At 65.9% G+C, this 25,271-nt stretch carries 24 protein-coding genes; 17 read left to right on the top strand and 7 right to left on the bottom strand.

Translation table 11 applies throughout. From position 1 onward, the window contains the following. Nucleotides 1–20: 20 nt before the first annotated feature. Nucleotides 21–659 (bottom strand): SGNH/GDSL hydrolase family protein, encoded by a 639-nt coding sequence (locus TabM4_RS00440; RefSeq protein ID WP_434616852.1) that lies wholly within the window; start codon nt 657–659, stop codon nt 21–23. Between the two features lie 120 nt (nt 660–779). Here TabM4_RS00440 and trxA point away from each other — a divergent pair, with 120 nt between their 5' ends. Genes trxA through TabM4_RS00455 form a run of 3 tightly spaced genes read left to right on the top strand, consistent with a single transcriptional unit; the run spans nt 780 to nt 2,545 of the window. After that, a complete protein-coding gene (trxA, locus tag TabM4_RS00445) occupies nt 780–1,694 on the top strand; it encodes a thioredoxin (RefSeq protein ID WP_434616854.1) in 915 nt (304 codons plus the stop codon). 27 nt (nt 1,695–1,721) lie between these two features. Next, nucleotides 1,722–2,366, top strand: a complete 645-nt coding sequence (locus tag TabM4_RS00450) for an LON peptidase substrate-binding domain-containing protein (protein ID WP_434616857.1) — start codon at nt 1,722–1,724, stop codon at nt 2,364–2,366. Next, nucleotides 2,363–2,545 (top strand): Trm112 family protein, encoded by a 183-nt coding sequence (locus TabM4_RS00455; RefSeq protein ID WP_434616860.1) that lies wholly within the window; start codon nt 2,363–2,365, stop codon nt 2,543–2,545. The genes TabM4_RS00450 and TabM4_RS00455 overlap by 4 nt, the downstream gene beginning before the upstream one ends. Here TabM4_RS00455 and TabM4_RS00460 read toward each other — a convergent pair. Continuing rightward, on the bottom strand, nt 2,542–3,771 hold the full coding sequence (locus TabM4_RS00460; protein WP_434621852.1) for a UbiH/UbiF/VisC/COQ6 family ubiquinone biosynthesis hydroxylase: 1,230 nt from the start codon (nt 3,769–3,771) through the stop codon (nt 2,542–2,544). The two genes, TabM4_RS00455 and TabM4_RS00460, sit on opposite strands and share 4 nt — an antisense overlap. Before the next feature lie 82 nt (nt 3,772–3,853). Here TabM4_RS00460 and TabM4_RS00465 point away from each other — a divergent pair, with 82 nt between their 5' ends. The 4 genes from TabM4_RS00465 to TabM4_RS00480 all read left to right on the top strand — a co-directional run bounded on the left by TabM4_RS00465 (nt 3,854) and on the right by TabM4_RS00480 (nt 10,732). After that, nucleotides 3,854–5,185 carry an amidase gene (locus tag TabM4_RS00465; RefSeq protein ID WP_434616863.1) on the top strand — a complete coding sequence of 444 codons (1,332 nt, stop codon included), beginning with the start codon at nt 3,854–3,856 and terminating at the stop codon, nt 5,183–5,185. 132 nt (nt 5,186–5,317) lie between these two features. Beyond that, complete coding sequence (locus TabM4_RS00470; RefSeq protein ID WP_434616866.1) at nt 5,318–6,496, top strand: aminotransferase class I/II-fold pyridoxal phosphate-dependent enzyme; 1,179 nt, start codon at nt 5,318–5,320, stop codon at nt 6,494–6,496. A gap of 11 nt (nt 6,497–6,507) precedes the next feature. Further along, the gene (locus tag TabM4_RS00475) at nt 6,508–9,594 is read left to right on the top strand and encodes a DNA translocase FtsK 4TM domain-containing protein (RefSeq protein ID WP_434616869.1); all 3,087 of its coding nucleotides are present in this window, start codon (nt 6,508–6,510) and stop codon (nt 9,592–9,594) included. 103 nt (nt 9,595–9,697) lie between these two features. Further along, nucleotides 9,698–10,732: a lysine-2,3-aminomutase-like protein gene (locus TabM4_RS00480; protein WP_434616872.1), complete on the top strand. Its 1,035-nt coding sequence runs from the start codon at nt 9,698–9,700 to the stop codon at nt 10,730–10,732. A gap of 209 nt (nt 10,733–10,941) precedes the next feature. Here the strand turns inward: TabM4_RS00480 and TabM4_RS00485 are convergent, their stop codons facing one another. Beyond that, the gene (locus TabM4_RS00485) at nt 10,942–12,243 is read right to left on the bottom strand and encodes a D-amino acid dehydrogenase (protein ID WP_434616875.1); all 1,302 of its coding nucleotides are present in this window, start codon (nt 12,241–12,243) and stop codon (nt 10,942–10,944) included. Nucleotides 12,244–12,637: 394 nt separating this feature from the next. Between TabM4_RS00485 and TabM4_RS00490 the strand changes: the two genes are divergently transcribed. Further along, entirely contained in the window at nt 12,638–13,243 is a 606-nt protein-coding gene (locus TabM4_RS00490; RefSeq protein ID WP_434616878.1) for a LolA family protein, read from the top strand. A gap of 12 nt (nt 13,244–13,255) precedes the next feature. On the opposite strand, the gene TabM4_RS00495 is transcribed toward TabM4_RS00490, so the two are convergent. Beyond that, complete coding sequence (locus tag TabM4_RS00495) at nt 13,256–13,840, bottom strand: lytic transglycosylase (protein ID WP_434616880.1); 585 nt, start codon at nt 13,838–13,840, stop codon at nt 13,256–13,258. A 76-nt stretch (nt 13,841–13,916) separates the two neighbouring features. Further along, nucleotides 13,917–14,798 (bottom strand): AEC family transporter, encoded by an 882-nt coding sequence (locus TabM4_RS00500; protein WP_434616883.1) that lies wholly within the window; start codon nt 14,796–14,798, stop codon nt 13,917–13,919. Between the two features lie 84 nt (nt 14,799–14,882). Here TabM4_RS00500 and hspQ point away from each other — a divergent pair, with 84 nt between their 5' ends. The 9 genes from hspQ (at nt 14,883) to TabM4_RS00545 (ending at nt 22,854) form a co-directional block, all read left to right on the top strand. Then, complete coding sequence (hspQ, locus tag TabM4_RS00505; RefSeq protein WP_434616886.1) at nt 14,883–15,209, top strand: heat shock protein HspQ; 327 nt, start codon at nt 14,883–14,885, stop codon at nt 15,207–15,209. A 62-nt stretch (nt 15,210–15,271) separates the two neighbouring features. After that, entirely contained in the window at nt 15,272–15,607 is a 336-nt protein-coding gene (locus TabM4_RS00510; protein WP_434616889.1) for an STAS domain-containing protein, read from the top strand. Nucleotide 15,608: 1 nt separating this feature from the next. Next, the gene (locus tag TabM4_RS00515; RefSeq protein ID WP_434616892.1) at nt 15,609–16,094 is read left to right on the top strand and encodes an ATP-binding protein; all 486 of its coding nucleotides are present in this window, start codon (nt 15,609–15,611) and stop codon (nt 16,092–16,094) included. 1,167 nt (nt 16,095–17,261) lie between these two features. Next, nucleotides 17,262–18,839, top strand: a complete 1,578-nt coding sequence (locus TabM4_RS00520) for a gamma-glutamyltransferase family protein (RefSeq protein ID WP_434616895.1) — start codon at nt 17,262–17,264, stop codon at nt 18,837–18,839. 1 nt (nt 18,840) lies between these two features. Further along, the gene (locus tag TabM4_RS00525; RefSeq protein WP_434621854.1) at nt 18,841–19,299 is read left to right on the top strand and encodes a GAF domain-containing protein; all 459 of its coding nucleotides are present in this window, start codon (nt 18,841–18,843) and stop codon (nt 19,297–19,299) included. After that, on the top strand, nt 19,299–20,096 hold the full coding sequence (locus TabM4_RS00530) for a GFA family protein (RefSeq protein ID WP_434616898.1): 798 nt from the start codon (nt 19,299–19,301) through the stop codon (nt 20,094–20,096). The genes TabM4_RS00525 and TabM4_RS00530 overlap by 1 nt, the downstream gene beginning before the upstream one ends. A gap of 132 nt (nt 20,097–20,228) precedes the next feature. Then, nucleotides 20,229–21,125, top strand: a complete 897-nt coding sequence (locus TabM4_RS00535; protein ID WP_434616901.1) for a homocysteine S-methyltransferase family protein — start codon at nt 20,229–20,231, stop codon at nt 21,123–21,125. A 5-nt stretch (nt 21,126–21,130) separates the two neighbouring features. Then, nucleotides 21,131–21,781, top strand: a complete 651-nt coding sequence (locus tag TabM4_RS00540; protein WP_434621856.1) for an RluA family pseudouridine synthase — start codon at nt 21,131–21,133, stop codon at nt 21,779–21,781. Continuing rightward, entirely contained in the window at nt 21,748–22,854 is a 1,107-nt protein-coding gene (locus tag TabM4_RS00545) for an acyltransferase family protein (RefSeq protein ID WP_434616904.1), read from the top strand. Before TabM4_RS00540 ends, TabM4_RS00545 begins: the two co-directional genes overlap by 34 nt. Here the strand turns inward: TabM4_RS00545 and TabM4_RS00550 are convergent. After that, complete coding sequence (locus tag TabM4_RS00550; protein WP_434616906.1) at nt 22,844–24,823, bottom strand: FAD-dependent oxidoreductase; 1,980 nt, start codon at nt 24,821–24,823, stop codon at nt 22,844–22,846. The genes TabM4_RS00545 and TabM4_RS00550 overlap by 11 nt on opposite strands. Nucleotides 24,824–25,006: 183 nt before the next feature. After that, on the bottom strand, nt 25,007–25,243 hold the full coding sequence (locus TabM4_RS00555; protein ID WP_434621858.1) for a DUF1330 domain-containing protein: 237 nt from the start codon (nt 25,241–25,243) through the stop codon (nt 25,007–25,009). Nucleotides 25,244–25,271: the final 28 nt, after the last annotated feature.

The raw sequence follows: 25,271 nt of genomic DNA on the forward strand, positions 1-25,271 counted from the left end.
GGTCCTGTGCTGCAAAGCGTTCAAAGAAGGGCGGTCACGGCCTGCGCGACGGCTGCACCAAGCTTTGCATGGGCCGCCTCGTCGAAATGCACGCCGTCGATGGGGCTTACCTCGATCACCTTGCCCGCATCAAGGAAACCCACGCCGCGCGACCGGGCGAGATCGGCATATAGCGGTGCAAGGGCGCGTGACCGTTCGGCCCCGCCCCAGAATTCCGTGGCGATCGGCCCCGTCTCCACCACGGGGGGCGGGCAGATCAGAAGGATGCGGAACCCGCCATGCCGCGTCTGGTATTCAAGCGACTGCGCCACGTCGAGGAGTCCCGCAATTCCTGCCACGACCTGTGCCGGTTCTGTCGCGAAGCGTGTCTTCACGTCATTCGTGCCAAGCATCAGGGTCATCACATCGATCGGACCATGCGATTGCAGCGCCATCCGCAGCGCCGGACGGCCATTCATGATGTCTCCCATGACGGGATCGTCATATTGTGCCGTGCGTCCCGGCAGACCTTCCTCGACCAGTTCCCAATCCGCGCCCAAGGCCGCATGGGTCACCGTGGGCCAGCGCACCCCGCGCCCGAAACGGCGATACTCGCCGCGTTCCACGATGGGCGGCGTGCCATGGGTGTTGCTGTCGCCGAATGTCAGAAGGGTGGGCATGGCGCCTCCGGTCTTGCTTTTCGCGGCGCAGGCTAGGGTGCCTCTCGCCGCAGGTAAAGCGGCTTTGCCTCTTGGACTCCGCGCCTGCCGCGCGCATATAGATGCGGCAAGATATGCGTGATGGGGAATGCGATGTTCGGCATGGATCAGAATGGCGGGCCGAAGGCCGAGTTGATCAAGGACGCCACCGAGGCGACCTTCATGCAGGACGTGATCGAGGCCAGCCGCGAGGTGCCCGTGATCGTCGATTTCTGGGCCACCTGGTGCGGCCCCTGCCGCACGCTCGGCCCGGCGCTCGAGGCGGCGGTGACGGCGGCGAAGGGCAAGGTGCGGATGGTGAAGGTCGATGTGGACCAGAACCAGATGATCGCCGCCCAACTGCGGATCCAGTCGATTCCCACGGTATATGCCTTCTGGCAGGGCCAACCTGTCGACGGCTTTCAGGGCGCGATTCCTGCCTCGGAAATCAAGAAGTTCATCGACAAGCTTTCGGCGCTTGCGGGTGATGGCGGCTTGGCCGAGGCTTTGGAAGCGGCAGAGCAGATGCTGGCCGAGGGCGCGGTGACCGATGCCGCCGAAACCTTCGCCGCGATCCTTGGCGAAGAGCCCGAGAATGCGGGTGCCTATGGCGGCATGGTGCGCTGCTACCTCGCGCTGGGAGAGTTGGACCAGGCGGAGGCGATGCTGGCCGCCGCGCCTGCGGCCATTGCCAAGGCGAAGGAGATCGAGGCCGCACGTGCGCAGCTCGAATTGGCCCGGCAGGCCGCGAATGCAGGGCCCGAACAGGAATTGCGCGCCGCAGTCGAGGCAAATCCGCAGGACCGGCAGGCGCGGTTCGACCTAGCGCTGGCGCTGCACGCGGCGGGCAAGGTGGAAGAGGCGGTGGATGTGCTGCTGGATCTGTTCCGGCTGGATCGGGAATGGAACGAGGGCGCAGCCAAGGCGCAGCTTCTGACAATATTCGACGCGCTGAAGCCCACCGATCCCATCGTCCTGAAAGGACGTCGCCGCCTGTCGTCGATGATATTTGCCTGACGGAAGGCGCGGCCTAGCTTCAGGTGCATGATGAACGCTGCCGACCTGCCTGAAACGATCCCTGTCTTCCCTTTGCCCGGAGCACTTTTGCTGCCGCGCGGGCGTCTGCCTCTGCACATATTCGAACCGCGCTATCTGGCGATGATCGAGGATTGCCTGAAGACCAAGCATCGTCTGATCGGCATGATCCAGCCGCGCGAGGTTCCGGGCACGGGGGAGAAACGTCTGAATGCCATCGGTTGCGCGGGCCGCCTGACCGGGTTCTCGGAAACCGAGGATGGGCGCTATATGATTACCCTCTCTGGCATTTCGCGATTCCGCGTGAAAGAAGAGGTGTCGGGTTTCACCCCATATCGCCGCTGCTCGGTCGACTGGGGCGGGTTCCAGCGTGATCTGGGGCCGACGGAGGAAGATCCGGGCTTCCGGCGCGAGTCCTTCCTTGCGGTGCTGGGCCGCTATCTGCAGACGATGAACCTGTCGACCGATTGGTCCAGCCTGAAAGAGGCCGAGACGGAGTTGCTGATAAACTCCCTCTCCATGCTGTGCCCCTTCACGCCCGAGGACAAGCAGGCCCTGCTCGAGGCGCCATCGTTGACGACGCGGCGGGAAACGCTTGTGACATTGATCGAATTCGCCCTGCGTGGCGGTTCCGGGGAAGAGGTTATGCAATGACCGAGGCGACCGTATTCGACCGCCGCATGATCGAGGCGCTGGTCTGCCCCGTGACGCAGGCCGTGTTGACCTATGATGCAGAGCGGCAGGAACTGGTGTCCAAGGCCGCGCATCTGGCCTTTCCTATCCGGGATGGCATCCCGATCATGCTGGTCAGCGAGGCGCGGGCGATCGACTAGATCGCCTTGCCCGCCAGAAGGCGTGGCAGATCCCCCTGCAATCCGGCGGCTTGCCGGATGAACCGGCGGCGCAGGCTTGGCATGGCGTTGACGATGCCAAGGCCAAGATCGCGCCCCGCCCGAAGGACCGGGTTGTCGTTGGAAAACAGGCGGTTCACCGTATCCATCCCTAACGCGAGGGCAGTGGAATCGAACCTGCGCCAGCGCTGATAGGCCTCCAGCGTGGTCTGGCTCCCGATATCCTCGCCCCGTCTGCGGGCCTCGATCAGGACCTGCGCTAGGGCTGCCACATCGCGCAGGCCAAGGTTCAGGCCCTGCCCGGCGATTGGATGCACGCCATGCGCCGCATCCCCCACCAGCGCCACTCGCGGCGCGATGAAACGTTCGGCAAGCGACAGCGACAACGGATAGGTGAAACGGTCGCCGGCAAGGGCGATTTCCCCAAGGAATTCGCCAAAGCGCGGGCGAAGCGCCTCCAGATACTGGTCGTCGGGAAGGGCGTGAATGCGGGCGGCGTTCTCCTCCGTCTCGCTCCAGACGATGCTCGAATGGTGCCCGCCCTTGAGCGGCAGGATCGCCAGCGGACCTTCGGGCATGAAAAACTGATGCGCCGTGCCTTCGTGATCCTTCTCATGCCGGATCGCGGTGACGAGGGCGGTCTGACCATAGCCCCAGCCGACACGGCGAATGCCCGCCCGCGTGGCCGTCCCGCTGCCCCGCCCGTCACATCCGATCAGCAGGCGCGCCGTGATGCGCCGCCCCGAGGCCAGCGAAACGGTAACGCCATTGGGCGTAACCTCTTGTTCTGTGACGGTTTCGCCTGACAGAAGGGTTACATTCGGGTTCTCTGCCATGGCTGCGAGGAAGGCCGCGTAGAGGTGGCGATCCTCCAGTAGAAAGCCCATCGGGCCCTCTTCGATCTCGGCCGCGTCGAAGGTCAGGAAGAAGGGGGCGGGACCTTGCCCTGCCAATCCGTCGCTGGCCTTGATGCGGTGGATCGGCTGCGCAAGGTCGCCCACGCGCGGCCAAATGCCGATCATCGTCAGCAGGCGCCGCGAGGCGATGGCAAGGGCATAGGCGCGCCCGTCGAATCCTGCCTCTGCCCGTTGCGGGGCAGGGCGGCTGTCCACCACGGTCACGCGCAAACCACCTTGGGCCAGCGCAAGCGCGAGGGCCGGGCCGTTGAGGCCGCCACCCGCAATCAGGATATCGGTATCGAAGGTCATGATACCCAATATGACCTTGGTGCCGGGATTGTCCATGCGCCGCTCTGCCGCTACCGTTCGCCCCGAAAAGGGGAGAATTGGCATGGTCAAGAGCTGGCAGAACCTGACGGCTGCGGAACTTGGGCGCGAGATCGGGGCGGGCCGTGTCCATCCGGTCGATCTGGCCGAACGTCATCTGGAGGCGATTGCTGCCCATCCCCTTGCCGACAGAATCTATGCCCGCACCACCCCCGCCCGCGCCCGCGCCGAGGCGATGGCCGCGCATGACCGCGCGCGTCGCGGGTTCCGGCGGGGGCTGCTGGACGGGGTGCCGGTCAGTTGGAAGGACCTCTTCGATACGGCCGGCGTCGCCACGGAATCCGGTTCTGCCCTGCTGAAGGGGCGGGTGCCGGATCGCGATGCGGAAGTTCTTGAAGTGGCAACGCAAAGCGGATTGGTCTGCCTAGGCAAGACGCATATGTCGGAGCTTGCCTTTTCCGGTCTTGGCCTGAACCCGGTGACTGCGACCCCGCCTTGCGTGAATGACGAGGGCGCGGTTCCCGGCGGGTCATCCTCCGGGGCGGCGGCATCGGTCGCCTTTGGTCTGGCCCCGGCGGCGATCGGGTCGGATACCGGGGGATCGGTGCGGATTCCGGCGGCGTGGAATGATCTGGTCGGCCTGAAGACCACGGCAGGGCGCCTTTCGCTGCGGGGCACGGTGCCGCTGTGCGAGAAGTTCGACACCATTGGCCCAATCGCCAAGACAGTCGAGGATTGCGCCCATCTTCTGGCCGCGATGGAGGGGGGGCGGCCCACCGATCTGGCCGGTGCAAGCCTTTCTGGGGCGCGTCTGCTGGTTCTGGAAACTGTCGCGCTGGACGATTTGCGCGACCGGCCAGCGCAGGGCTTCGAGGATGCCTGCAACCGTCTGTCCGCCGCCGGGGCCGAGGTGACGCAGGGGCGCATCCCCGAAGTGGCCGAGGCGATGGGATTGGCCGCGCTGATCTTCACCGCCGAGGCCTATGGCATCTGGCGTGAGGTGATCGAGGCCGCGCCGCAGAAGATGTTCCCGCGGATTCTGGAACGGTTCCGGTCGGGGGCGGGTTTCTCGGCCGCCGATTACGTGGCCGCTTGGCGTCGGCTGGAGGTTCTGCGCAAGGTCTGGCTGGACCGGACCGCCGGTTATGACGCGGTGATCCTGCCCACATCGCCCATCCTGCCGCCGCAGGCAGAGCGGTTGATGACCGATGACGCTTATTACGTGACCGAGAATCTGCTGGCGCTGCGCAATACGCGGATCGGCAACCTGATGGGCCTGTGCGGGCTGACCCTGCCGACGATGCAGCCATCCTGCGGCATCACTTTCCTTGGCGCGCCGATGCAGGAAGAGCGGCTTTTGCGCCTTGGTTCGGCGGCGGCGCGGGCGCTGCGCTAGGCGGCACGAGTCGCAAAAGCCACAGCATTCGCCGCCAAGTTGCGGGAGGCGTTGCCTTTTTCTGGACCGGCGCGCGCGGGTTCGTTATCGTTGCCGCAAACGGGGCGATACGACCCCGGGATTGAGGCATGAATGCAGTTTCCTGAGCGGTTTCAAAGCCTGCCAGATTACGCATTTCCGCGTTTGCGGAAGTTGCTCGACTCCCATGCGCCGGGGGCCGAGCCGATTGCCATGACCATCGGTGAACCGCGCCATCCGATGCCCGATTTCGTGGCCGAGGTGATGGCGCAGAACATCGCGGGTTTCGGGATCTATCCGCCGAATGACGGCACGCCGGAACTTCTGGCGGCGATTTCGGGCTGGCTGCGCCGGCGTTACGGGGTCGATCTGGGCGAGGATCGGCTGATGGTGCTGAACGGCACGCGCGAGGGGCTGTTCAATGCCGCCGTCGCGCTGTGCCCAGAGGTGAAGGGCGGGAAGAAGCCCGTCGTCCTGATGCCGAACCCCTTCTACCAGGTCTATGCCGTGGCGGCGCTGGCCATGGGGGCAGAGCCCGTCTATGTGCCCGCGACGGCATCGACGGGGTTCCTGCCCGATTACGCGGCCCTGCCCAAGGATGTGCTGGACCGGGTGGCCATCGCCTTTCTGTGCTCGCCCGCCAATCCGCAGGGGGCGATTGCCTCGCGCGATTATCTGGCGGGGTTGCTGCGGCTGGCCGAGACGCATGATTTCCGCGTCTTTTCCGATGAATGCTACTCCGAGATCTGGCGCGATGCGCCGCCGCCCGGTGCGCTGGAGGTGGCAGCGCAGGTCGGGGCGGACCCGGAACGGATCTTCGTGTTCCATTCGCTGTCCAAGCGGTCGAACCTGCCGGGGCTGCGGTCCGGTTTCGTGGCGGGCGGCGCGCAGGGCATTGCCCGCATCCGCCAGTTGCGCGCCTTTGCCGGTGCGCCGCTTCCCCTGCCCGTGCAGCGGGTGAGCGAGCGGGCATGGGCGGACGAGGCGCATGTGCAGGCGAACCTTGCGCTGTATCAGGAAAAGTTCCGCATCGCGGATGAGGTTTTTGCGGGCGTGCAGGGCTTTGCCAACCCGGAGGGCGGGTTCTTCCTGTGGCTTCCGGTCGAGGATGGCGAAGAGGCCGCGTTGAAGTTGTGGACGCAGGCGGGGGTGCGGGTTCTGCCCGGTGCCTATCTGTCGCGCGAGGCCGGGGGCCAGAACCCCGGCAAGGGATATATCCGGGTCGCCCTTGTGGCCCCGAAAGAAGAAATGCGGCGCGGGCTGATCAGGCTGCGCGACTGCGTGTACGGGTGAGGAACGGCAGAATGGCATCCTATCAGGCGCGGCAGCGTGATCCCCTTCTGGATCAGAACATGCAGGCGATGCTGGAACGTCGCGGGCGCGAGCTTATCGGGCTTGTCCTGCTGGGCGTCGCCTTCCTTTTCGTGCTGATGCTTTGGACCTATTCCCCGGACGATCCGGGTTGGATGGTGGCGACGGACGAGCCTGCAAAGAATGCGCTTGGCCGGTTCGGCGCGGCGCTTTCCTCCACCTTGATCATCATCGTCGGGCGTGGGGCATGGGCGCTTCCGCTGATCATGGCGGCGTGGGGGCTGCGGTTCCTGCTGCATCGGGGGTCCGAGCGGGCCTTGGGGCGGATCGTCTTTGCCGTCATCGCGGTGGCGATGTGTTCCGTCTATGCGGCGACGCTCGTACCGGGGGCGGGGTGGCCGCATTCCTTTGGGCTGGGCGGGCTGTTCGGGGATACCATGGTGGGGGCCCTGATCGCCATCGTTCCGGGCGGGGCGGGGATCAGCCTGAAGATCGTGTCGCTGCTGGTGGCGCTGGGCATGGTGGCGATGCTTTTGTTCGTGACCGGCTGCGACATGGCGGAGTTGCGGGCGGCGGGGCGTTTCCTCATGGTCGGGTCGGTGCTGGCCTATTCGCAGGCGCGTGCTCTGGCGGGGCAGGGCGCTGCGGGCACCGTGCGGGCGGCGCAGGGTTTGCAGGACCGTCGCCGCGCGGCGATGGCGCAGCGCGGGGCTGGGGCTGCGGCGCGTGTGCAGGGGGAATGGCAGGGCGAGGCGGAGCCTGCGCTGCGTGGGGGCGCAAGGGTGCGCCGCCCGATGACCGAGCCGCCGGTTTCCCCCGCGCAGGGCGCCGGGGAATGGGGGCGCCCGGTGCAATTGCGCGCCGAGCCGCGTTATTCCGCGCCGCTGGCCGAAGCGCCGCATTACGCGCCGCCGAAGGAGAAACTGGGGCTTCTGGCCCGTATGCCGAACCTGATGCGCCGCATTGCCGAGCCCGAGCCGGAACTGGTGGAACCCGCGTATCGCGACTTTGCCGATGACATGGCCCCGGACGAGGACCGCATCCGCGCCCGCATCTCGGACGCGATCAAGTCGCGCATCCGCAATCCGGGCGGGCCGGTTTCCGCCGTGCAGGCCGCCGTGCAGCGGCGGGAGCCCGCGCTGCGGCGGGGTCCGCAACCGCTTGTCTTCAAACAGGAACCGCGTGGGGCCGCCATGCCCCTGCCGCCGGAGCCGCCGCTTTTTGCCGGGGTTGCCCCTGCCGCCGCGCCCGTCGTGCCGCCGCTTGGGGCGGCGCTGCGCGGGGCCGATACTGTGCCTGTCGCCGCGCCGGTGATGGAGCCCGAGGCCTATTGGGACGAGGATCGGGTGCAGCCCGAAAACATGTTCCGGGCCGATGGGATTGCGGATCATGCCCCTGATCTGGACGACGAGGAGGACGATTACGATCCCGCTCCCGTGCCGCGAGCCCCCGTGGTGGCGGATCGCCGTCCGGTCGTCCAGCATGGGGTGAAGAAGCCTGTCGCCCCGTCGCGTCAGGCGATGGCCGAGGCGCAGCCGCGGCTGAAGTTCGAGGATATGCAGCCGGAATACGAACTTCCGCCGCTGTCGCTGCTGGCAGCACCGTCGACGGTGCAGCGGCATACGCTTTCGGATGAGGCGCTGGAAGAGAATGCGCGGATGCTGGAAAGCGTGCTGGACGATTACGGGGTGAAGGGCGAGATCGTTTCGGTCCGTCCCGGCCCGGTGGTCACCATGTACGAGCTGGAGCCTGCGCCGGGGTTGAAGGCATCCCGCGTGATCGGTTTGGCGGATGACATCGCGCGGTCGATGTCGGCGCTGTCCGCACGGGTGTCGACCGTTCCGGGTCGCACCGTCATCGGGATCGAACTGCCGAATGCCCACCGCGAAAAGGTCGTGCTGCGGGAAATCCTTTCGGCACGGGACTTTGGCGACAGCAATATGCGGTTGCCGCTGGCATTGGGCAAGGATATCGGGGGCGAACCCATCGTCGCGAACCTTGCCAAGATGCCCCACCTTCTGATCGCCGGGACCACGGGTTCGGGCAAGTCGGTCGCCATCAACACGATGATCCTGTCCCTCCTCTACAAGCTGACGCCCGAGGAGTGCCGGTTGATCATGATCGACCCGAAGATGCTGGAACTGTCGGTCTATGACGGGATTCCGCATCTCCTCAGCCCCGTGGTGACGGACCCGAAGAAGGCCGTCGTCGCCCTGAAATGGGTGGTGGGCGAGATGGAGGAGCGTTACCGCAAGATGTCCAAGATGGGCGTGCGGAACATCGAGGGCTATAACGGCCGGGTGCGCGAGGCGTTGGCCAAGGGCGAGATGTTCAAGCGCACGATCCAGACCGGGTTCGACGAGGATACGGGGGAACCTGTGTTCGAGACGGAGGAATTCGCCCCCGTCGCGCTGCCCTATATCGTTGTGATCGTTGACGAAATGGCCGACCTGATGATGGTTGCGGGGAAAGAGATCGAAGCCTGCATCCAGCGTCTGGCGCAGATGGCGCGGGCCTCGGGCATCCATCTGATCATGGCGACGCAGCGGCCTTCAGTGGATGTCATCACCGGCACGATCAAGGCGAACTTCCCGACGCGGATTTCCTTCCAGGTCACGTCCAAGATCGACAGCCGCACCATCCTTGGCGAACAGGGGGCGGAGCAGCTGCTGGGGATGGGCGACATGCTGTACATGGCGGGCGGGGCGAAGATCACGCGTATCCACGGGCCTTTCGTGAGCGATGAAGAGGTCGAGGAAATCGTCAATCATCTCAAGAGCTTCGGCCCGCCGTCCTATATGTCGGGCGTGGTCGAGGGGCCGGAGGACGACAGGGCGGATGACATCGACCTTGTGCTTGGCCTTGGCGGTGGCGGGGTCGAGGGCAGCGATGATGCGCTGTATGATCAGGCGGTGGCCATCGTGGCGAAGGATCGGAAATGTTCCACCTCTTACATCCAGCGGAAGCTGGGGATCGGCTACAACAAGGCCGCGCGCCTTGTGGAGCAGATGGAGGAAGATGGCGTCGTGACCCGCGCGAACCATGTGGGCAAGCGGGAGATCCTCGTGCCGGAGGCGTGAGGGGTTAACGGATAGTTAACGGCAACGGGCCGTCCCTGCGGGGGCGGCCTTGTTCTTTTGCAGCCCCCTTGCTAGGTGCCGCGCCCGAAAGAGGGCGGGTGCAATGGCGGAACGGGCAATCAACGGCGTGGCGGAGATGGTGGCGGAGGGGTTGGTTCCTGCCGGGTCCGCCGCTGCGCTGCGTCCGGTGGAGGAGGCGTTCCGCATCCGCATGACGGGCGCGATGCGCGGGGCGGTTGCCGCGCCGGATGACGCGGTGGCGCGGCAATTCGTGCCGTCGGTGGCGGAACTGACCATCCGCGACGAGGAATTGGGCGATCCCATCGGGGATGAGGCGCATTCCCCGGTGAAGGGGCTGACGCATCGCTATCCTGACCGTGTCATCCTGCATGTGACGAAAACCTGCGAGGTCTATTGCCGGTTCTGTTTCCGGCGTGAGGCTGTGGGCGAGGAAGGGTCTTTGCCCGAGGCTGACCTTGTCGCAGCATTGGATTACGTGGCGGTTAATCCGGCGATCCGTGAGGTGATCCTGACGGGGGGCGATCCCTTGGTGCTTTCTGCGCGCAGGATCAAGGGGTTGATGGAAAGGCTATCATCGATAGCGCATGTCGACGTGGTGCGGATTCACACGCGGATTCCGGTGGTGGCGCCGGAAAAGGTGACGCCGGAGATGGTGGCGGCATTGCGGGGCGCGGGGGTCTGGGTGGTGGTCCATACCAACCATTCGCAGGAAATCGGGGCGGCGGCGGAGGCGGCCTTGGGGTGGTTGGCCGATGCGGGAATTCCCCTGCTTTCCCAATCGGTTCTGCTTCGTGGTATCAATGATAGCGTGGCAGCGCTGGAGGGGTTGTTCCGGCGGTTGGTGGGGTGCCGGGTGAAGCCGTATTACCTGCATCATTGTGATCTGGCGAAGGGGACGGGGCATTTCCGTACGACGATTGCCGAGGGGCAGGCGTTGATGGCGGGGTTGCGGGGGCGGATCAGCGGGACGCTGATCCCGACCTATGTGCTTGATATTCCGGGTGGTTTCGGGAAGGTGCCGCTGGTGCGGGACCATGCGGAGCCGTTGGGGGACGGGCTGTGGCGGATCACCGACTGGCGGGGCGGGTTGCATCTTTACCGCGATCCAGAGCGGTAACGGCTGTACCGGAACCTGTGCCGGATTCTGTACCGCAAAGTGTCAGCACGCAGCGAACGGTGGGAGATGAATCCGTTAACGGTTTCCTTGCGGAATGCGGCCGGATTTTCGGGCGGCAGGGCCGAGCAGCGGAAAACACGCCCCGGATTTGATCCGGGGCCTCCCCGCACGCCAGAGGCCCCGGATCAAGTCCGGGGCGGGGTTGGCGGTCAGGCGGGTTGGGCGGCGCCGAAGCCTTGGGCGCGGCGGGCGCCGTCTTTGATGTAGCGGGCATAGCCGAGGTCGGCGCTTTCGATTTCCGTCGTGCGTCCCGAGACGATGTCGGCCAGCACGCGGCCCGAGCCAGCGGCCATGGTCCAGCCCAGCGTGCCGTGGCCCGTGTTCAGGAAGAGGTTCGGCATGGTGGAGCGGCCGACGACCGGGGTGCCGTCGGGCGTCATCGGGCGGAGGCCGGTCCAGAAGGTGGCGCGCGACTGGTCGCCTGCGCCGCCGAAGAGGTCTTCGACGGAATGCTCCAGCGTGGCGCGGCGCTTGGGGTTGAGCGACAGGTCGAAGCCCGCGATTTCGGCCATGCCGCCGACGCGGATGCGGTCACCGAGGCGGGTGATGGCGATCTTGTGGGTTTCGTCCATCACGGTGGAGACAGGCGCGCGGCTTTCGTCGGTGATCGGGACGGTGATGGAGTAGCCCTTGACCGGATAGACCGGGAGTTTCATCCCGAAGGGCGAAACGAGGAAGGGCGAATAGCTGCCGAGCGCCACGACGAAGGCATCCGCCGTGATGCGACCTTCGGAGGTGCGGACGGCGGCGATGCGGCCACCTTCCGCCTCAAGCCCGTCGATGGAGACGCCGTAGCGGAAGGTCACGCCAAGCTGTTCGGCCATGGCGGCGAGGCCATTGGTGAATTTGAAGCAGTCGCCGGTTTCGTCGCCCGGCAGGCGCAGGCCACCGGCGATCTTGTCGCGGGCCGATGCCAGCCCCGGTTCGGCGGCGATGCAGGCGTCGCGGTCCAGCACCTCGAACGGGACGCCGTCGGCGCGGAGGACTTCGATGTCCTTCGCGGCGCCTTCCACCTGCTTTTGCGTGCGGAAGAGTTGCAGCGTGCCTTGGGTGCGTTCGTCATAGGCGATGCCGGTTTCCGCGCGCAGTTCCATCAGGCAGTCGCGGGAGTATTCGGCAAGGCGCACCATGCGGCGCTTGTTGGTCTGGTAGGCGGCGGTGGTGCAGTTGGCGAGCATCTTCGCCATCCAGCCGAGTTTCGTGAGGTCCGGGCGCGGCTGGATGATCAGCGGCGCGTGTTTCATGAACATCCACTTGATCGCCTTTTGCGGGATGCCCGGTGCGGCCCAAGGGGAGGAGTAGCCGGGGGAGATTTCGCCCGCATTGGCGAAGGAGGTTTCGAGCGAGGGGCCCGCCTGACGGTCGATCACCGTGACCTCATGCCCGGCCTTGGCAAGATACCAGGCCGAGGTGACACCGATCACGCCTGCGCCGAGAACCACGATCTTCATCTTTGCCTGCCTTGCCAGAGGGTTGCATGGATTTGGCAGAGGATGCCGGATTCGCCGGGGAAGGTGCTTGCGATGATCGGGCTGCGAGGGGGTAGTTTGCGAAGAATCGGCGAAGTATTGGTGATATAGTAGAATAAAATTGACAATATTCTTGTTCGAGAGACTTATTCTGCGATCCGATGAGGATATCTTGGCGAAATCTTCTTTCATAAAGCGCCTAAGGAATCGGCAATCCGTGTTCCCCTGCCCTTGTTCGTCGCAGAGGTCCCGGGTCAGGCCCGGGGCGGGGGTGGATGGGGCGGGCGCGTCACGATCGATCAAAGGATCGGCACAGCTTCGCAACATCGCGGGAGGTGGGGATGCAAGGCGCGTGGCGAGGGGGTATATGTGGGGCATGAACAGACGCACCGCCCTTTTGCTGGCCCCGCTTGCCGCCCTTGCCTTTGGTCTGCCCGCGCGGGCCGAGATCATTCCGCTGTCGGAGTTGAGCGCCTATCTGAACCGGCTGACCACGGCAGAGGCCGAGTTCACGCAGGTGAATGCGGATGGCAGCACATCGCAGGGCAAGCTGTTCATCAAGCGGCCGGGGCGGGTGCGGTTCGAATATGCGCCGCCGGACCGCAGCCTTGTGATGGCGGGCGGCGGGCAGGTGGCGATCTTTGACGCCAAGTCGAACCAGCCGCCGGAGCAATATCCGCTGCGGCGGACGCCCCTGAACCTGATCCTTGCGCGGAACGTCGATCTGGGCGCGGCGAAGATGGTGGTGGGGCATTACGAGGCGCAGGACACCACGCGGGTTGTGGCGCAGGACCCGGAGCATCCCGAATACGGGACGATCGAACTGGTGTTCACGCGGGACCCGATCACACTGGCGCAGTGGATCATCACGGATGATCTGGGCAACCGCACGACCGTGATGCTGGAGCGGATGGTGCTGGGCGTGGACCTGCCTGCCTCGCTTTTCAACATCACGACGGAGCAGCAGCGGCGGAGCCGCTGAGGCCGACCCCGATCAGAGGCGGCCGCAGGAGGCGAGCTGGGCGCGATACATCTCGGCCCGCTCGGCCACCTTGGCGGAGACGTCCATCAGCCACGGCTTGTTGAGGTAGGACTGGTTGGCATAGCCGGTGCGGCCTTCGTGATAGGCCAGATACTGGGCCTGCGCGTCCCATTTGGAGATGCCGAGGCGCTGGGTGGAGATGTCCATGTACCAGCCCATGAAATCGGCAGCATCGTCGATGCGGTCGCGGCGCGCGCCCCAGCGGCCGACGGCCTGTTCGTATTCTTCCCACGTGCCGTCGAGGGCCTGGCTGTAGCCATAGGCCGAGGATTGGCGGCCCATCGGGATGACGCCCAAGGCGTAGCGATGGGGGGTGCGGGCGTTGCCGATGAATTTCGATTCCTGATGGAAGGTCGCCATCTGGACGTGGATCGGCACGCCCCAGCGGCGTTCGGTATCCTTCATCGCCCGGAAATAGGCTGGCCTCTCGCTTGCGAGGGCGCAGGCATTGTCCAGGTTGCGGGGCGCCGAATAGTTGCCGCCCCCGCAGGAGGCGAGCAAAAGCAACAGGATCGACGCGCGGAGAAATCTGCTCATTTGCCCCTCGCACATTCTTATTTTGGTGTGAGGATAGGGGAAAACCGGCGCGGGGGGAATGCCGGATCGCGCGGATTCAGATCAGAAAGGCGAGAGTGAGCGGAAGTGTGATCACCGAAAGGAGCGTGGAGGCGATGACGAGGCCCGCGACCGAGTCGGAGTCGGCGCCGTATTTCTCGGCCATCATGTAGGAGGTGACGGCGACGGGGGTGGTGACCTGAAGGATCAGGACGGCGAGCGCCGTGCCGGGAAGGTCGAAGAGGAGGCCCGCGCCGAGGGCTGCGGCAAGGCAGATGCCCGCGCGCAGGACCGAGAGCCAGAGCGCGCGGCCAAGGTGGCGGGCGTTCAGGCGGGCGACGGCGACGCCGAGGGTGATGAGCATCAGGGGGATGGCGATCTGGCCCGTCAGTTCGAGGGAGTTGGTGAGCCATGCGGGCGTCTGCCAGCCCTGCCAGAGGAAGAGCGCGCCAAGGAGCGTGGCCCCCATGATGGGTTCGCGCAGCAGGCGGGCCGGTGAGCCGCCGCCCGCCACGACCCAGAGGCCGAAGGTGAAGCTCCACAGGATCATCACCGCGAAGACGACGATGGCATAGCCCAGCCCGGCCTGCCCGAAGGCGAAGAGCGCGAGGGGCAGGCCCACATTGCCCGTGTTGCCGAAGATGAGCGGGGCGAGGTAAGTGCGCCGGTCCAGTTTCATCGCCGAGGTGAGGCCCCAGAAGGCGAGGGTGAGCAGGCCATAGGCCAGCGCGGCGGCGAGGGAGAGGGAGGTGAGGGCGGCGGGGTCCACCTCTGTCTGCATCAGGGCGGTGAAGACGAGGGCGGGGACGGAGAGTGTCATGCAGAGGCGGGTGATGAATTCCAGCCGGTATTCGAAACCGGCCCGCACCCAGAGGAAACCGACGAGGCCGAGCAGGCCGACGGGGGCCACGATCTCCAGCACTGTAAGGATGAGGTTCACAGACTGTTTCCCCTTTGTCCCACCTGCCCGGTGGACAAGAGGCCGAGCGAGGGATTAGTAAACGAATTCAAGGGATGCAATGACATGTTTACCGCGCGGGCGAAATATCACATCGGACAGGTGGTCCGGCACCGGAAGCACCCTTTCCGGGGTGTGATCTTTGATGTCGATCCGCGCTTTGCCAATACCGAGGAATGGTATGACGCCATCCCGGAAGAGGCACGCCCGTCGAAGGAGCAGCCCTTCTATCACCTGCTGGCCGAGAACGACCAAAGCTACTACGTGGCCTATGTGTCTGAACAGAACCTGCTGCCCGACGAGTCGGGGGAGCCGGTGGGCCATCCGGACCTGCCCGATCTGTTCGGCGATTTCGAGGATGGGCGCTATCCTCTGCAGTTCCAGCTGAACTAGGCTTCACCTATCCTTCATCCTTTTGCGCGACTGTTCCGGCAGGCCTTCGAAAGGGGTGCGGGATGGATGTCGATGCAAGTCGCCATGGCGCGGTGACGGTGGTGCGACCGCGCGGGGCGCGGCTGGATGCGCTTGCGGCGCTGGGGTTCAAGGACCGGATGCAGCCGGTGATCGAGGAGGCGGGGGCGCGGGTGGTGCTTGACCTGTCCGAGGTCACGTTTCTGGATTCGAGCGGGCTGGGGGCGGTGGTCGCCGCGCAGCGCTTTCTGCGGGCGGGGCAGGTGCTGGAACTGGCGGCGCTGACCCCGGCGGTGGCGCGGGTGTTCCGGCTGACGCGGATGGATACGGTCTTTGCCATTCATCCGGGGGTGGATGATGCCTTGCGCGTCGTGCTGTGAGATGGCCTGCCGGTGGTGCACGGAGGGGCGGTCGCCGCGACGCGGCGGGGCGCGGGGCGGTCGGCGGGTGATTCCGGCCACCGCGAGGGCCGTGCGCGGCCTGCTGGAAGAGATGGAGCGGGCGCAGGATATGGCTGGCCTGACGCAGGATGAGCGGGACTGCACCCTTCTGGTTCTGGCGGAGGCGTTGAACAACGTGGTGCAGCATGGATATGGCGGCAGGGCGGGCTGGATCGCCGTGCTGCCCGGACCGGGGCGGACGGGGCGGGACTGGCGGATCGTGGATGCTGCCGCCCCGGTGCCGGAGACCTGCCGCAGGCCGGTGGTTCCGGGAGGCGGGTCTGAAGGGGGCTTCGGCTGGCCCCTGATCCTTGCGCTGACGCGACATGTGGCGATGCGGCGGCGCTGGGGGTTGAACATCCTGTCGCTGGATGTGCGGGGCGAGGAATGCGGCGTGCCGTCGGGGGTGATGGCTAAAATCGCGTGAAGGGCTGCCGTTATTGGGTTTGTAGCTGGCTTGAGGCTGCACCCCCGGTGCCGAATTCTGCCCCCACCCTAGAGCGGCACCGGGGGTTGTTTATCCCCCAACATCATATTCGGATTGCCTCGCCTGCGTCGGAGGCCTGTCGTTGGCCTGTGCGGGGGGGTGGCCTGTCGGCTCTGACTGGAGTGCATGGGGGGATCGGGAGATTGGCAGCCGGGAAGCCCTTCTCAGAAGGAGGTTCTGCGCGTTCGTGCCCGATTTGGCCGATTGCATTTGAGTGTGAGGGGTATTGAGAGAATGTGACTGGTCTGATTTGCGGTGAATGCGGGTGTAGGGCAGCATCTGGAGAGGGGTGGCCGGGATGGACAGTGCGGATAGGGCCACTGCGCGTCCTTGTCCGATCTGGCCTATTGTGGCCGGCCTGCGCGGGGACGGAGGGACGGTGAGTGGTTCTGTCCGCGGTGCATAGATGTGCGGGAGAAGGGTGGCTTAGGACAATCTTTTGCGCATGGGGTCCATGCGCGCCATTGGCCACCCCGGACGGCGCCGGTTGACCGCAGGCGGGAAGGAAAGAGGCCAAGCGCATAGGTCCTTTGCGCCTTCAGGTGCCTGTTGAGTTCTGGACGGGATGGGATACGGACAGTCCTTGGCGGTTGCGGCCCCTTCGCGCCGCGGCCCGTGCCGGAGGCGTGTCGCCCGTCGGTAAGGGGGTAGCGGGCGGTCGTCCTCTCTGGCCCGTGGCCCATGCCGGTGCGTGGCGGGATCAGGAGAGGGGAAGGAAACGCATCCGTCTGAGCCACGGGCCGCTGCCCGACGTGTACGCCTGTCGCTGCCTGCAAGGAGGCGGGAGTGAGGTTGACCTTGGTCCCCGCGTTGCATGGAGATGCGGGGCGGGTTGAGGCGCAGGATGGGATGGTCCTTTGCGGACGCGCTCCAAGTGTGGCCTTGCCCGTTTCGCGGGCTTTGGGTCGGCCTGTCAGAGGGAAGGGCCATTGGGTTTCGGCCTGTGCTGCACAGGCATGCAGGGCGGGTTGTGGACGGAGGTTGCAGGGGTGGCCCGCGCGCCCTTTGCGCGGAGAGTGCATGCCCGGCAGGACAGGTCTTGGCGGCAGATGCTTGGCTTCCGCCCGGTGCAGGCCTAGGTTTCCCGCAATGACAGGGAGGACGGGAATGCGCGATTTCCAAATGCCGGGGCGTTCGGCCATCTATGCCACCAACGGGATCTGCGCCACGTCGCATCCCCTTGCCGCGAAGGTCGCGGTGGAGGTGATGGAGCGGGGCGGGAATGCCGTGGATGCGGCGATTGCCGGGGCGGTTCTACTGGGCATCTGCGAGCCGCAGATGACGGGGATCGGGGGGGATTGCTTCGTCCTTCTGAAACCGGCGGGGCGCGAGGAGGTGATCGCGCTGAACGGGTCGGGGCGTGCGCCTGCGGGTTATTCGGCGGCTGCGATGCGGGAGCGGGGCCTGACGGCGGTGCCGCTGCACGGGGTGGAGGCGGTCACGCTGCCCGGTGCGGTGGATGCCTTCTGCCGGTTGTCGGCGGATTGGGGGAAGCTTGGCCTTGATGCGGTGCTGGCCCCTGCCATCCGCTATGCCGAGGAGGGGGTGCCGGTCGCGCCGCGTGTGGCCTTCGACTGGGAAGGCGATGCCGAAATCCTGCAGGGCGCGGCGCGGCGGCATTATCTGGTGAATGGCCGTGCGCCGAAGGTGGGCGAGATGTTCCGCGCGCCGGGGCAGGCCGAGGTGCTGCGCCGAATCGCGAAGGAAGGGCGCGCCGGGTTCTATGAGGGGGAGGTGGCGGAGGACATGGTCGCCTCGCTGCGGGCGCTGGGCGGGACGCATAGTATGGCGGATTTCGCGGGCGTGGCCTGCGATTACACCACGCCGGTCGCGGGAGAGTACAAGGGAACGGAACTGCTGGAGCATCCGCCGAACGGGCAGGGGGCGACGGCGATCCTGCTGCTGAACATCCTGAAGCATTTCGATCTGGCGGCGATGGACCCGTTCGGGGCGGAGCGCGCGCATATCGAGGCGGAGGCGGCGAAGCTGGCCTATGACGCGCGGAACCGCTTCCTCGCGGACGCGGATCATGTGCGGCGGCTGGACCACATGCTCGCGCCCGGGACGGCAGCGCGGCTTGCCGCGATGATCGACCCCGGGCGCGCCATGGCGGCGGCGGCGCCTTTGACCGAGGCGGTGCATAAGGACACGGTCTATATCACCGTGGTGGACAAGGACCGGATGGCGGTCAGCCTGATCTATTCGATCTTCTGGGGGTTCGGGTCGGGGCTGGCGTCAGATAAATTCGGGATCAATTTCCAGAACCGGGGCGCGGGGTTCACCCTGACCGAAGGGCATCCGAACGAGGCGGCGCCGGGCAAGCGGCCGATGCATACGATCATTCCGGGGATGTTGCGTCAGGGGGGGCGGGTGACCATGCCCTTCGGCGTGATGGGCGGGGCCTATCAACCTTGTGGCCATGCGCGGCTGGTGACGAACCTTGTCGATTACGGGATGGAGTTGCAGGCGGCGAACGACGCGCCGCGCTGTTTCTCGGGCGCCGAGGGGATGCTGGTGGAGCGGGGCTATTCCGATGCGGTCCGTGCGCGGCTGGCGGAGATGGGGCATCAGGTGTCGATCCCGAACGATCCGATCGGCGGCTGTCAGGCGATCCTGATCGGCGAGGATGGGGTTCTGGTGGGGGCATCGGACCCCCGCAAGGATGGCTGCGCGCTGGGGTATTGAGATGGCGGTGGATTACGACGGGATTTCGGCGCGCATCCGCGCGCTGTGCGAGGGGGAGACGGATACCGTCGCCTTGATGGCGACGGTGGTGTGCGAGGTGCATCACCAACATCCCTTCTGCGACTGGACGGGCTTCTATCGCGTGGTGGGGCCGGAGCTTCTGAAGATCGGGCCCTATCAGGGGGGGCATGGCTGTCTGGTCATTCCGTTCTCGCGCGGGGTCTGCGGGGCGGCGGCGCGGACGGGCAAGGTGCAGAATGTGCCGGATGTGGAGGCTTTTGCGGACCATATCGCCTGTTCGTCCTCCACACGGTCGGAGCTGGTGCTGCCGGTGTGGAATGGGAAGGGCGTGCTGCTGGGCGTGCTGGATCTGGACAGCGATACCGAGGCGGCCTTCACGGCGGCGGATGAGGCGTGGCTGGTGCCGCTTTTGGCGGAAATCTTCCGGGACGCCGCCTGATGCGCGGGGCGTGCCATTGCGGGGCGGTGCGGTTCGAGGTGGAGGGAGAGATCCGCGACGCGCTGGCCTGCCATTGCACGCAGTGCCGCAAGGTGAGCGGGCATTACTGGGCAGCGGCTTCGGTTCCGGTGGCGCGGTGGCGGGTGACGGAGGGGCGGGGGCTGCGGTGGTATCGGTCGTCACCCGTGGCGCAGCGGGGGTTCTGCGGGGACTGCGGGGCGGTGCTGTTCTGGCTGCCCGAGGCGGATGCGGTCTTCGACTGGGGCACGCCGGAGGAGCATGCGATCAGCTTTTCGCCGGGTGCGCTGGAGGGGCCGGTGTCGATAAAGGTCTCCCAGCACATCTACACCGAGGATGCGGGGGATTACTACGCGCCCGAAGGAGCGCCGCCGGAGACGCGTGAAGCGCCGGAGCGGTTGACGGCGTCCTGCCTGTGCGGGGCTTGCCGGTTCACCCTGCCGGGGCCTGCGGGTGCGATCACGGCCTGCCATTGCCACCAGTGCCGCAGCCTTTCTGGGCATTACTCCGCCTCTTTCGATGCGGAGGAGGCGGAGGTGGATTGGCTGTCGCGGGACGGGATGGCCGAGTATCGCACGGCGGGCGGCGGCGTTCGGGGCTTCTGTTCCGGCTGCGGGTCGAGCCTTTGGTTCCGCGATGCCGAGGGGAATTTCTCGGTCGAGGCGGGGGCGGTGGACGGGCAGACGGGCGGGCGTCTGGCAGCGCATATCTTCGTGGCAGAAAAGGGCAGCCATTACGAAATCGACGACGGGCTGCCGCAGTTTGCGGATCGGGACTGACCTATCCATCTTCATCCGTTCTCAAATATCCTGCGGGGGGTCCGGGGGGCGCAAAGCCCCCCGGTCCGACGGCGCGGCTTGCGCTTCGGCCCGTGGCGGGGATAGGTGGGCGAAAGCCAAGGAGGTGCAGAGATGGCCGAGATCACGCTGCTGGACGGGGGCATGGGGCAAGAACTGGTGGCGCGGTCGGGGGATGAGCCGACGCCGCTTTGGGCGACGCGGGTGATGATCGACCATCCGCATCTGGTGCGGGCGATCCATGACGACTACTTCGCGGCGGGCGCGACGGTGGCGACGACCAATACCTATGCGATCCACCATGACCGGCTGGAGCGGTTCGATATGGACCATCTGTTCGCCGATCTGCACGGGAAGGCGGTGGCCGAGGCGGTCGCGGCGCGGGCGGCGCATGGGTCGGGGCGGGTGGCCGGGTCGATGGGGCCTCTGGTCGCGACCTATCGGGCGGATGTGACGCTGCCGGTGGAGGAAGCCGCGCCGAAATATGCGGAGATTGCCGCGATCCTTGGCCCGCAGGTTGATGTGATCCTGTGCGAGACGATGGCGAGCGTGACGCAGGCCGAGGGAGCCGTGAAGGGCGCGCAGGCGGGGGGGAAGCCGGTGTGGCTGTCCGTCACCGTGCATGACCGCGACGGGACGAAGCTGCGGTCGGAGGAGCCTCTGGCCGATCTGGCGCGGGTGGTGCAGGAATATCGTCCGGCGGCGGTGCTGGTGAATTGCTCGGTGCCGGAGGCCATGGCGGCGGCGATGGAGGTGGTGAAGGGGTTCGGGGTGCCGTTCGGAGCCTATGCGAACGGGTTCACCCATATCTCGGACGGCTTCCTTGAGGATGCGCCGACGGTGGCGGCGCTGACGCATCGGCATGACCTGACGCCGGAGAAATATGTGCAGTTTGCAATGGGCTGGGTGGATCAGGGCGCGACCATCGTGGGCGGCTGCTGCGAGGTGGGGCCCGCGCATATTCGCGCTTTGGCCAAGGCGCTGCGCGATGCGGGGCATGTGGTGGTGTGAGCCTGCTGCCCGAGTTTTCCTATGATCCGCCGGCGGGCGATCCGGTGATCCTGCATGAGGATGCGCGGATCATCGTGGTGGACAAGCCTTCGGGGTTGCTGTCCGTGCCCGGCAAGCTGGAGGGGCGGGAGGATTGCCTGATGTCGCGGCTGGAGGCGTTCCGTCCCGGCGCGCTGCTGGTGCATCGGCTGGATTGCGACACGTCGGGTGTGATGATCTTCGCGCGGGACAAGGCGGCGCAGGGCTGGCTGGGGCAGGAATTCGAGAAGCGGCGGGCGAAGAAGAGCTATGTCGCGCGGGTGGCCGGGGTGATGGAGGCGGAGCGGGGTCGGGTCGACCTGCCGCTCTGCGCCGACTGGGAGTATCGGCCGCGCCAGAAGGTGGATTTCGAGCGCGGGCGTCCTGCGGTGACGGAGTGGGAGGTGATCTCGCGCGGCGAAGGCGAGACGCGGGTGCGGATGTTTCCCCTGACCGGGCGGAGCCATCAGTTGCGGGTTCACATGCTGTCGCTGGGGCATCCGATCCTTGGCGATCCGATCTATGCGCTGGGGGCGGCGCGGGAGTTTCCCCGGCTCATGCTGCATGCGGAGCGGTTGGGGTTGCATCATCCCGAGGGCGGGGGATGGGTGGAGTTTTCGGCGGAGTGTCCGTTTTGATTTGGAGACGTCGTTTATCTGGAAGGTTGGGTGGACAGTTGCTGAGGCATTACGGAGAAACGGATTTCATCACCGGCTTGCGTGCCATCGCGGCAATGATGGTGGTATGCATCCACACCGGCGGCTTTTCCGAGTTTAGCTGGATCGGCCAGAATGTCACCGAAGCTGGCAAATACGGTGTGCAGGTCTTCTTCGTGATCTCAGGCTATACAATTGCAGCGACGTGGTATTCTGGAAACGGATATCGCGATTTTCTTGTCCGGCGCATGGCGCGGATCGCGCCGACCTATTGGGCAATCATCGCCATAGCCGCCATCCTGTTTCATGCCGGATTGATCCCCGCGCCGCATTTTCTGACCGAATTCGGCATGGAGATGGGGAGCTATAATCTGCTCATGCATGCGAGTTTTCTGAGTTTTCTGGATTACCGCATCGCCAACAGCGTTCTTGGGGTGGAGTGGACCATTCCGATCGAGGTCTTCTGGTATGCGGTGCTGCCTCTGCTACTAGCGCGCGTTACGTCTCTGCGAGGCTTCGCGATATGGTTGGTCGGACTGCTTTTTCTGGCCGCACTGACCCGTGCGGTCTTCGGCGCGCTGGATGTTTCTGTCGCGGCGAAGTGGTTTCCGACAACGTTTGGGGCGTACTTCCTTATCGGGGCGGCCTGCTATCACGTCCGTTCCGCAGGGTGGCATCGGGTCTCGCGGAGGGCCGGGGTAGTAATGTGGGGTGCGGTTGGGCTTTTCTTTGCCGTGTTGATCGCGGCGCCACCCGGTGGCGGCGCTCTGATCGGATTGGCAACGGCGGGGATACTGATTGCCCGGAAGGATTCCACAGGTGGAGGGGTCTGGCTGGATTCACTGCCGATGCGTTTTGTCGGTACAATCAGTTATAGCGTCTATCTTTGGCACCTTGTTGTGGTCGCACTGCTGGGGAAGGCCGGCTTGGCAGGAGTGCAGTGGTTTGCACTGGTTGTCGTCGTGACGATCATCCTGTCCACGATTACCTATCTTGCTTTGGAGCGCCCAACGAACCAATGGGGCCGGCGGATCGCCGAGCGGATCACAGCGTAAGCGCAAGCTTCCTTCCTTCGTGAAAGGCATAGGGGGCCTGACGCGGGGCGGCGCAGTCGCCGATGCGGTGGGTTTGTTTGCCTTCGAAGGTTTCGGGGAAGGGGTCGAAGGCCACGTTCGTCGTCGCCATGACGAGGGCGGAGGCGGGGAGGGTGGTTTCCTCGCCCGTCAGGCCGGAGCGGACGGTCGCGCCGTTGCCGTGCCAGCGGGTGATGACGTGTTCGGTCAGGAATTGCGCGCCGAGTTTGGCGAGGCGCTGGCGGGCCGGGGCGTCGGCGGAGGTGCGGGTGATTTCCTTGCCGACGTAAGCGTCGGGGGTGACGAGGATCACCTTCTTCCCCTGTTCGGCCATGTGCCATGCCGTGCCCACGCCGCGCCAGTTGCCGCCTTCGTCATAGAGGATGACGGTGTCGCCAAGGCGGGCTTCGCGGCGCATGACGTCCTCGGCCGACCAGACATTGCCGTTCTCGAGGCCGGGGAGTTGGGGGAGGGCGGGGAGCCAGCGCTGTTTGGCGTCGGGGTCGGGGAGGGAGCCGGTGGCGAGGATCACCGTATCGGCGGGGTGGGCGGCGATGTCGTCCTCGTCGAGGAAGGTGTTGAGGTGGAGGGTGACGCCTAGGCGCGCGATCTGGCGTTCGTACCAGTCGAAGAGGTCGAGGATCTGGGCGCGGCGGGGTTGCATGCCTGCGAGGCGGAACTGGCCGCCGATCTGGGGGGAGGCTTCGACGAGGTCGACGCGATGGCCGCGTTCGGCGGCGGCGCGGGCGGCCTCCAGCCCTGCGGGGCCTGCGCCGACGACGAGGATGTGGCGGGGGGTGGCGGCGGGGGTGAAGCGGTCGCCGCCCCATTCCCATTCGCGCCCCGCGCTGGGATTGATGAGGCAGGAGATCCAGTAATCGCGCGACCGCCGGCCCCAGCACATCTGGTTGCAGGAGATGCAGGAGCGGATGTCTTCGGCCCGCCCGGCCATGGTCTTGGCGGCGAGGTGGGGATCGGCGATCTGGCCGCGGACGATGGAGACCATGTCGGCCTGACCGGAGGCGATGATGGATTCGGCGTTGTCGGGGGTGCGGATATGCGCCTCGGACGTAATTTTCGCGTGTTTGACCGCGCCTTTCAGGATTTCGGTGACGGGGGCGGTGAGTTTTTCCGCGAAGAGGAAGGTGGGCATGAGGCGTTCGAAGTCGAGATAGCCGCCGTGGCCGCAGGTGACGTAGTCGACATGGCCAGTCGCGTCGTGGAGGGCGACGATTTCGGTCAGCGCCTCGACCGAGAGGGTGACGTCATGCGCGTCGGAGGTGGAGACGGCGAGGCCGATTATGAAATCCTCGCCGCAGGCGCGGCGGATGCCTTCGATGATGGTGCGGGAAAAGCGGGTGCGGTTTTCGAGCGAGCCGCCCCATCGGTCGTCGCGGGTGTTGGACCACGGCGTCCAGAACTGGTCGAGGAGGGAGTGGTAGGCGGCCCAGACCTCCACCCCCTGAAAGCCCGCCTTGTGGCAGCGGATGGCGGCGGCGATGTGGGCTTCGATCAGTTCCTCGATCTCGGCTTCCGTCATGCGGTGGGAGCCGTCGCTGTCGTGGTAGGAGGCCGCGCCGGAGGGGGACCAGTGGGGTTGGAAGGAGAGGTCGGAGTCGCCATGGGCGCCGATGTGGTAGAGTTGCTGGAGGATGACGGCGCCCTCGGACTTAGCGGCGTCTGTCACCTTGCGGAAGGCGGGGATGATGTCGTCGGTGCCGTGCAGGTAGTTGCCGCGCGTGAGCACGCCGGTGCGGTGGACGGGGACGGGTTCCATCACGATCATCCCCGCGCCGCCCTTGGCGCGTTCGGCGATGTAGCTCAGCGTGCGGGGGCCGGGGTGGCCCATGTCGGACATGTTGTTCGTATGCGCGCCGAAGACGATGCGGTTCCTCAGCGTGGTGCCGCGCAGGGTGATGGGGCTGGTCAGGTGGGGGTGTTGGCTGGGCATCGGCTGCGTCCTTGGGGCTGGCGCGGTCAGCGTAGCGGAGGGCGCGAGCGGGGCGTGAGGGGGTGGGGCGACATGGGCGGGGCGGAAACCGCCATGGTGGGGCCTTTCCTGCGCCATCGAAGACAAGCGCAGCGGCACCTTGAGGAGCAGCCATTTGCTGGGGCCGGTGGCGCCGGTGAGGTGTCAGGAAGAGACTGGCATCTGAAGCAGCGGGTCGACCGGATCGTCTATGATGGTGATCGCGTAATCGAGGAAGGCACGGTCGCGGTGGGGGATGACGGCGGCGTATTCCTCGCTTCCGAAGACCATGTCGACGGCTTCGCGGCTTGGGTATTCCACCATGACCACGGTCTGCGCGGGTTTCTTGCCGACCACGACATCGTGGATCGGCGTTGTTGCAGAACTCTGACCGTCGAGGATTCACATCGCGAATCCATGCGGTTAGACG

This window comes from Tabrizicola sp. M-4, from assembly GCF_051132405.1.
Classification (GTDB): Bacteria; Pseudomonadota; Alphaproteobacteria; order Rhodobacterales; family Rhodobacteraceae; genus Paragemmobacter.

Excerpts from the sequence above, each read along its gene's own strand:
- TabM4_RS00450 (WP_434616857.1), top strand. The coding sequence starts at position 1,722 with ATGATGAACGCTGCCGACCTGCCTGAAACGATCCCTGTCTTCCCTTTG.
- TabM4_RS00535 (WP_434616901.1), top strand. The coding sequence starts at position 20,229 with ATGGCCGAGATCACGCTGCTGGACGGGGGCATGGGGCAAGAACTGGTG.
- TabM4_RS00460 (WP_434621852.1), bottom strand. The coding sequence starts at position 3,771 with ATGACCTTCGATACCGATATCCTGATTGCGGGTGGCGGCCTCAACGGC.
- hspQ (WP_434616886.1), top strand. The coding sequence starts at position 14,883 with ATGTTTACCGCGCGGGCGAAATATCACATCGGACAGGTGGTCCGGCAC.
- TabM4_RS00480 (WP_434616872.1), top strand. The coding sequence starts at position 9,698 with ATGGCGGAACGGGCAATCAACGGCGTGGCGGAGATGGTGGCGGAGGGG.
- TabM4_RS00440 (WP_434616852.1), bottom strand. The coding sequence starts at position 659 with ATGCCCACCCTTCTGACATTCGGCGACAGCAACACCCATGGCACGCCG.
- TabM4_RS00470 (WP_434616866.1), top strand. The coding sequence starts at position 5,318 with ATGCAGTTTCCTGAGCGGTTTCAAAGCCTGCCAGATTACGCATTTCCG.
- TabM4_RS00515 (WP_434616892.1), top strand. The coding sequence starts at position 15,609 with ATGGCCTGCCGGTGGTGCACGGAGGGGCGGTCGCCGCGACGCGGCGGG.
- TabM4_RS00465 (WP_434616863.1), top strand. The coding sequence starts at position 3,854 with ATGGTCAAGAGCTGGCAGAACCTGACGGCTGCGGAACTTGGGCGCGAG.
- TabM4_RS00545 (WP_434616904.1), top strand. The coding sequence starts at position 21,748 with ATGGGTGGAGTTTTCGGCGGAGTGTCCGTTTTGATTTGGAGACGTCGT.
- TabM4_RS00490 (WP_434616878.1), top strand. The coding sequence starts at position 12,638 with ATGAACAGACGCACCGCCCTTTTGCTGGCCCCGCTTGCCGCCCTTGCC.
- TabM4_RS00530 (WP_434616898.1), top strand. The coding sequence starts at position 19,299 with ATGCGCGGGGCGTGCCATTGCGGGGCGGTGCGGTTCGAGGTGGAGGGA.
- trxA (WP_434616854.1), top strand. The coding sequence starts at position 780 with ATGGGGAATGCGATGTTCGGCATGGATCAGAATGGCGGGCCGAAGGCC.
- TabM4_RS00550 (WP_434616906.1), bottom strand. The coding sequence starts at position 24,823 with ATGCCCAGCCAACACCCCCACCTGACCAGCCCCATCACCCTGCGCGGC.
- TabM4_RS00455 (WP_434616860.1), top strand. The coding sequence starts at position 2,363 with ATGACCGAGGCGACCGTATTCGACCGCCGCATGATCGAGGCGCTGGTC.
- TabM4_RS00520 (WP_434616895.1), top strand. The coding sequence starts at position 17,262 with ATGCGCGATTTCCAAATGCCGGGGCGTTCGGCCATCTATGCCACCAAC.
- TabM4_RS00485 (WP_434616875.1), bottom strand. The coding sequence starts at position 12,243 with ATGAAGATCGTGGTTCTCGGCGCAGGCGTGATCGGTGTCACCTCGGCC.
- TabM4_RS00475 (WP_434616869.1), top strand. The coding sequence starts at position 6,508 with ATGGCATCCTATCAGGCGCGGCAGCGTGATCCCCTTCTGGATCAGAAC.
- TabM4_RS00525 (WP_434621854.1), top strand. The coding sequence starts at position 18,841 with ATGGCGGTGGATTACGACGGGATTTCGGCGCGCATCCGCGCGCTGTGC.
- TabM4_RS00495 (WP_434616880.1), bottom strand. The coding sequence starts at position 13,840 with ATGAGCAGATTTCTCCGCGCGTCGATCCTGTTGCTTTTGCTCGCCTCC.
- TabM4_RS00510 (WP_434616889.1), top strand. The coding sequence starts at position 15,272 with ATGGATGTCGATGCAAGTCGCCATGGCGCGGTGACGGTGGTGCGACCG.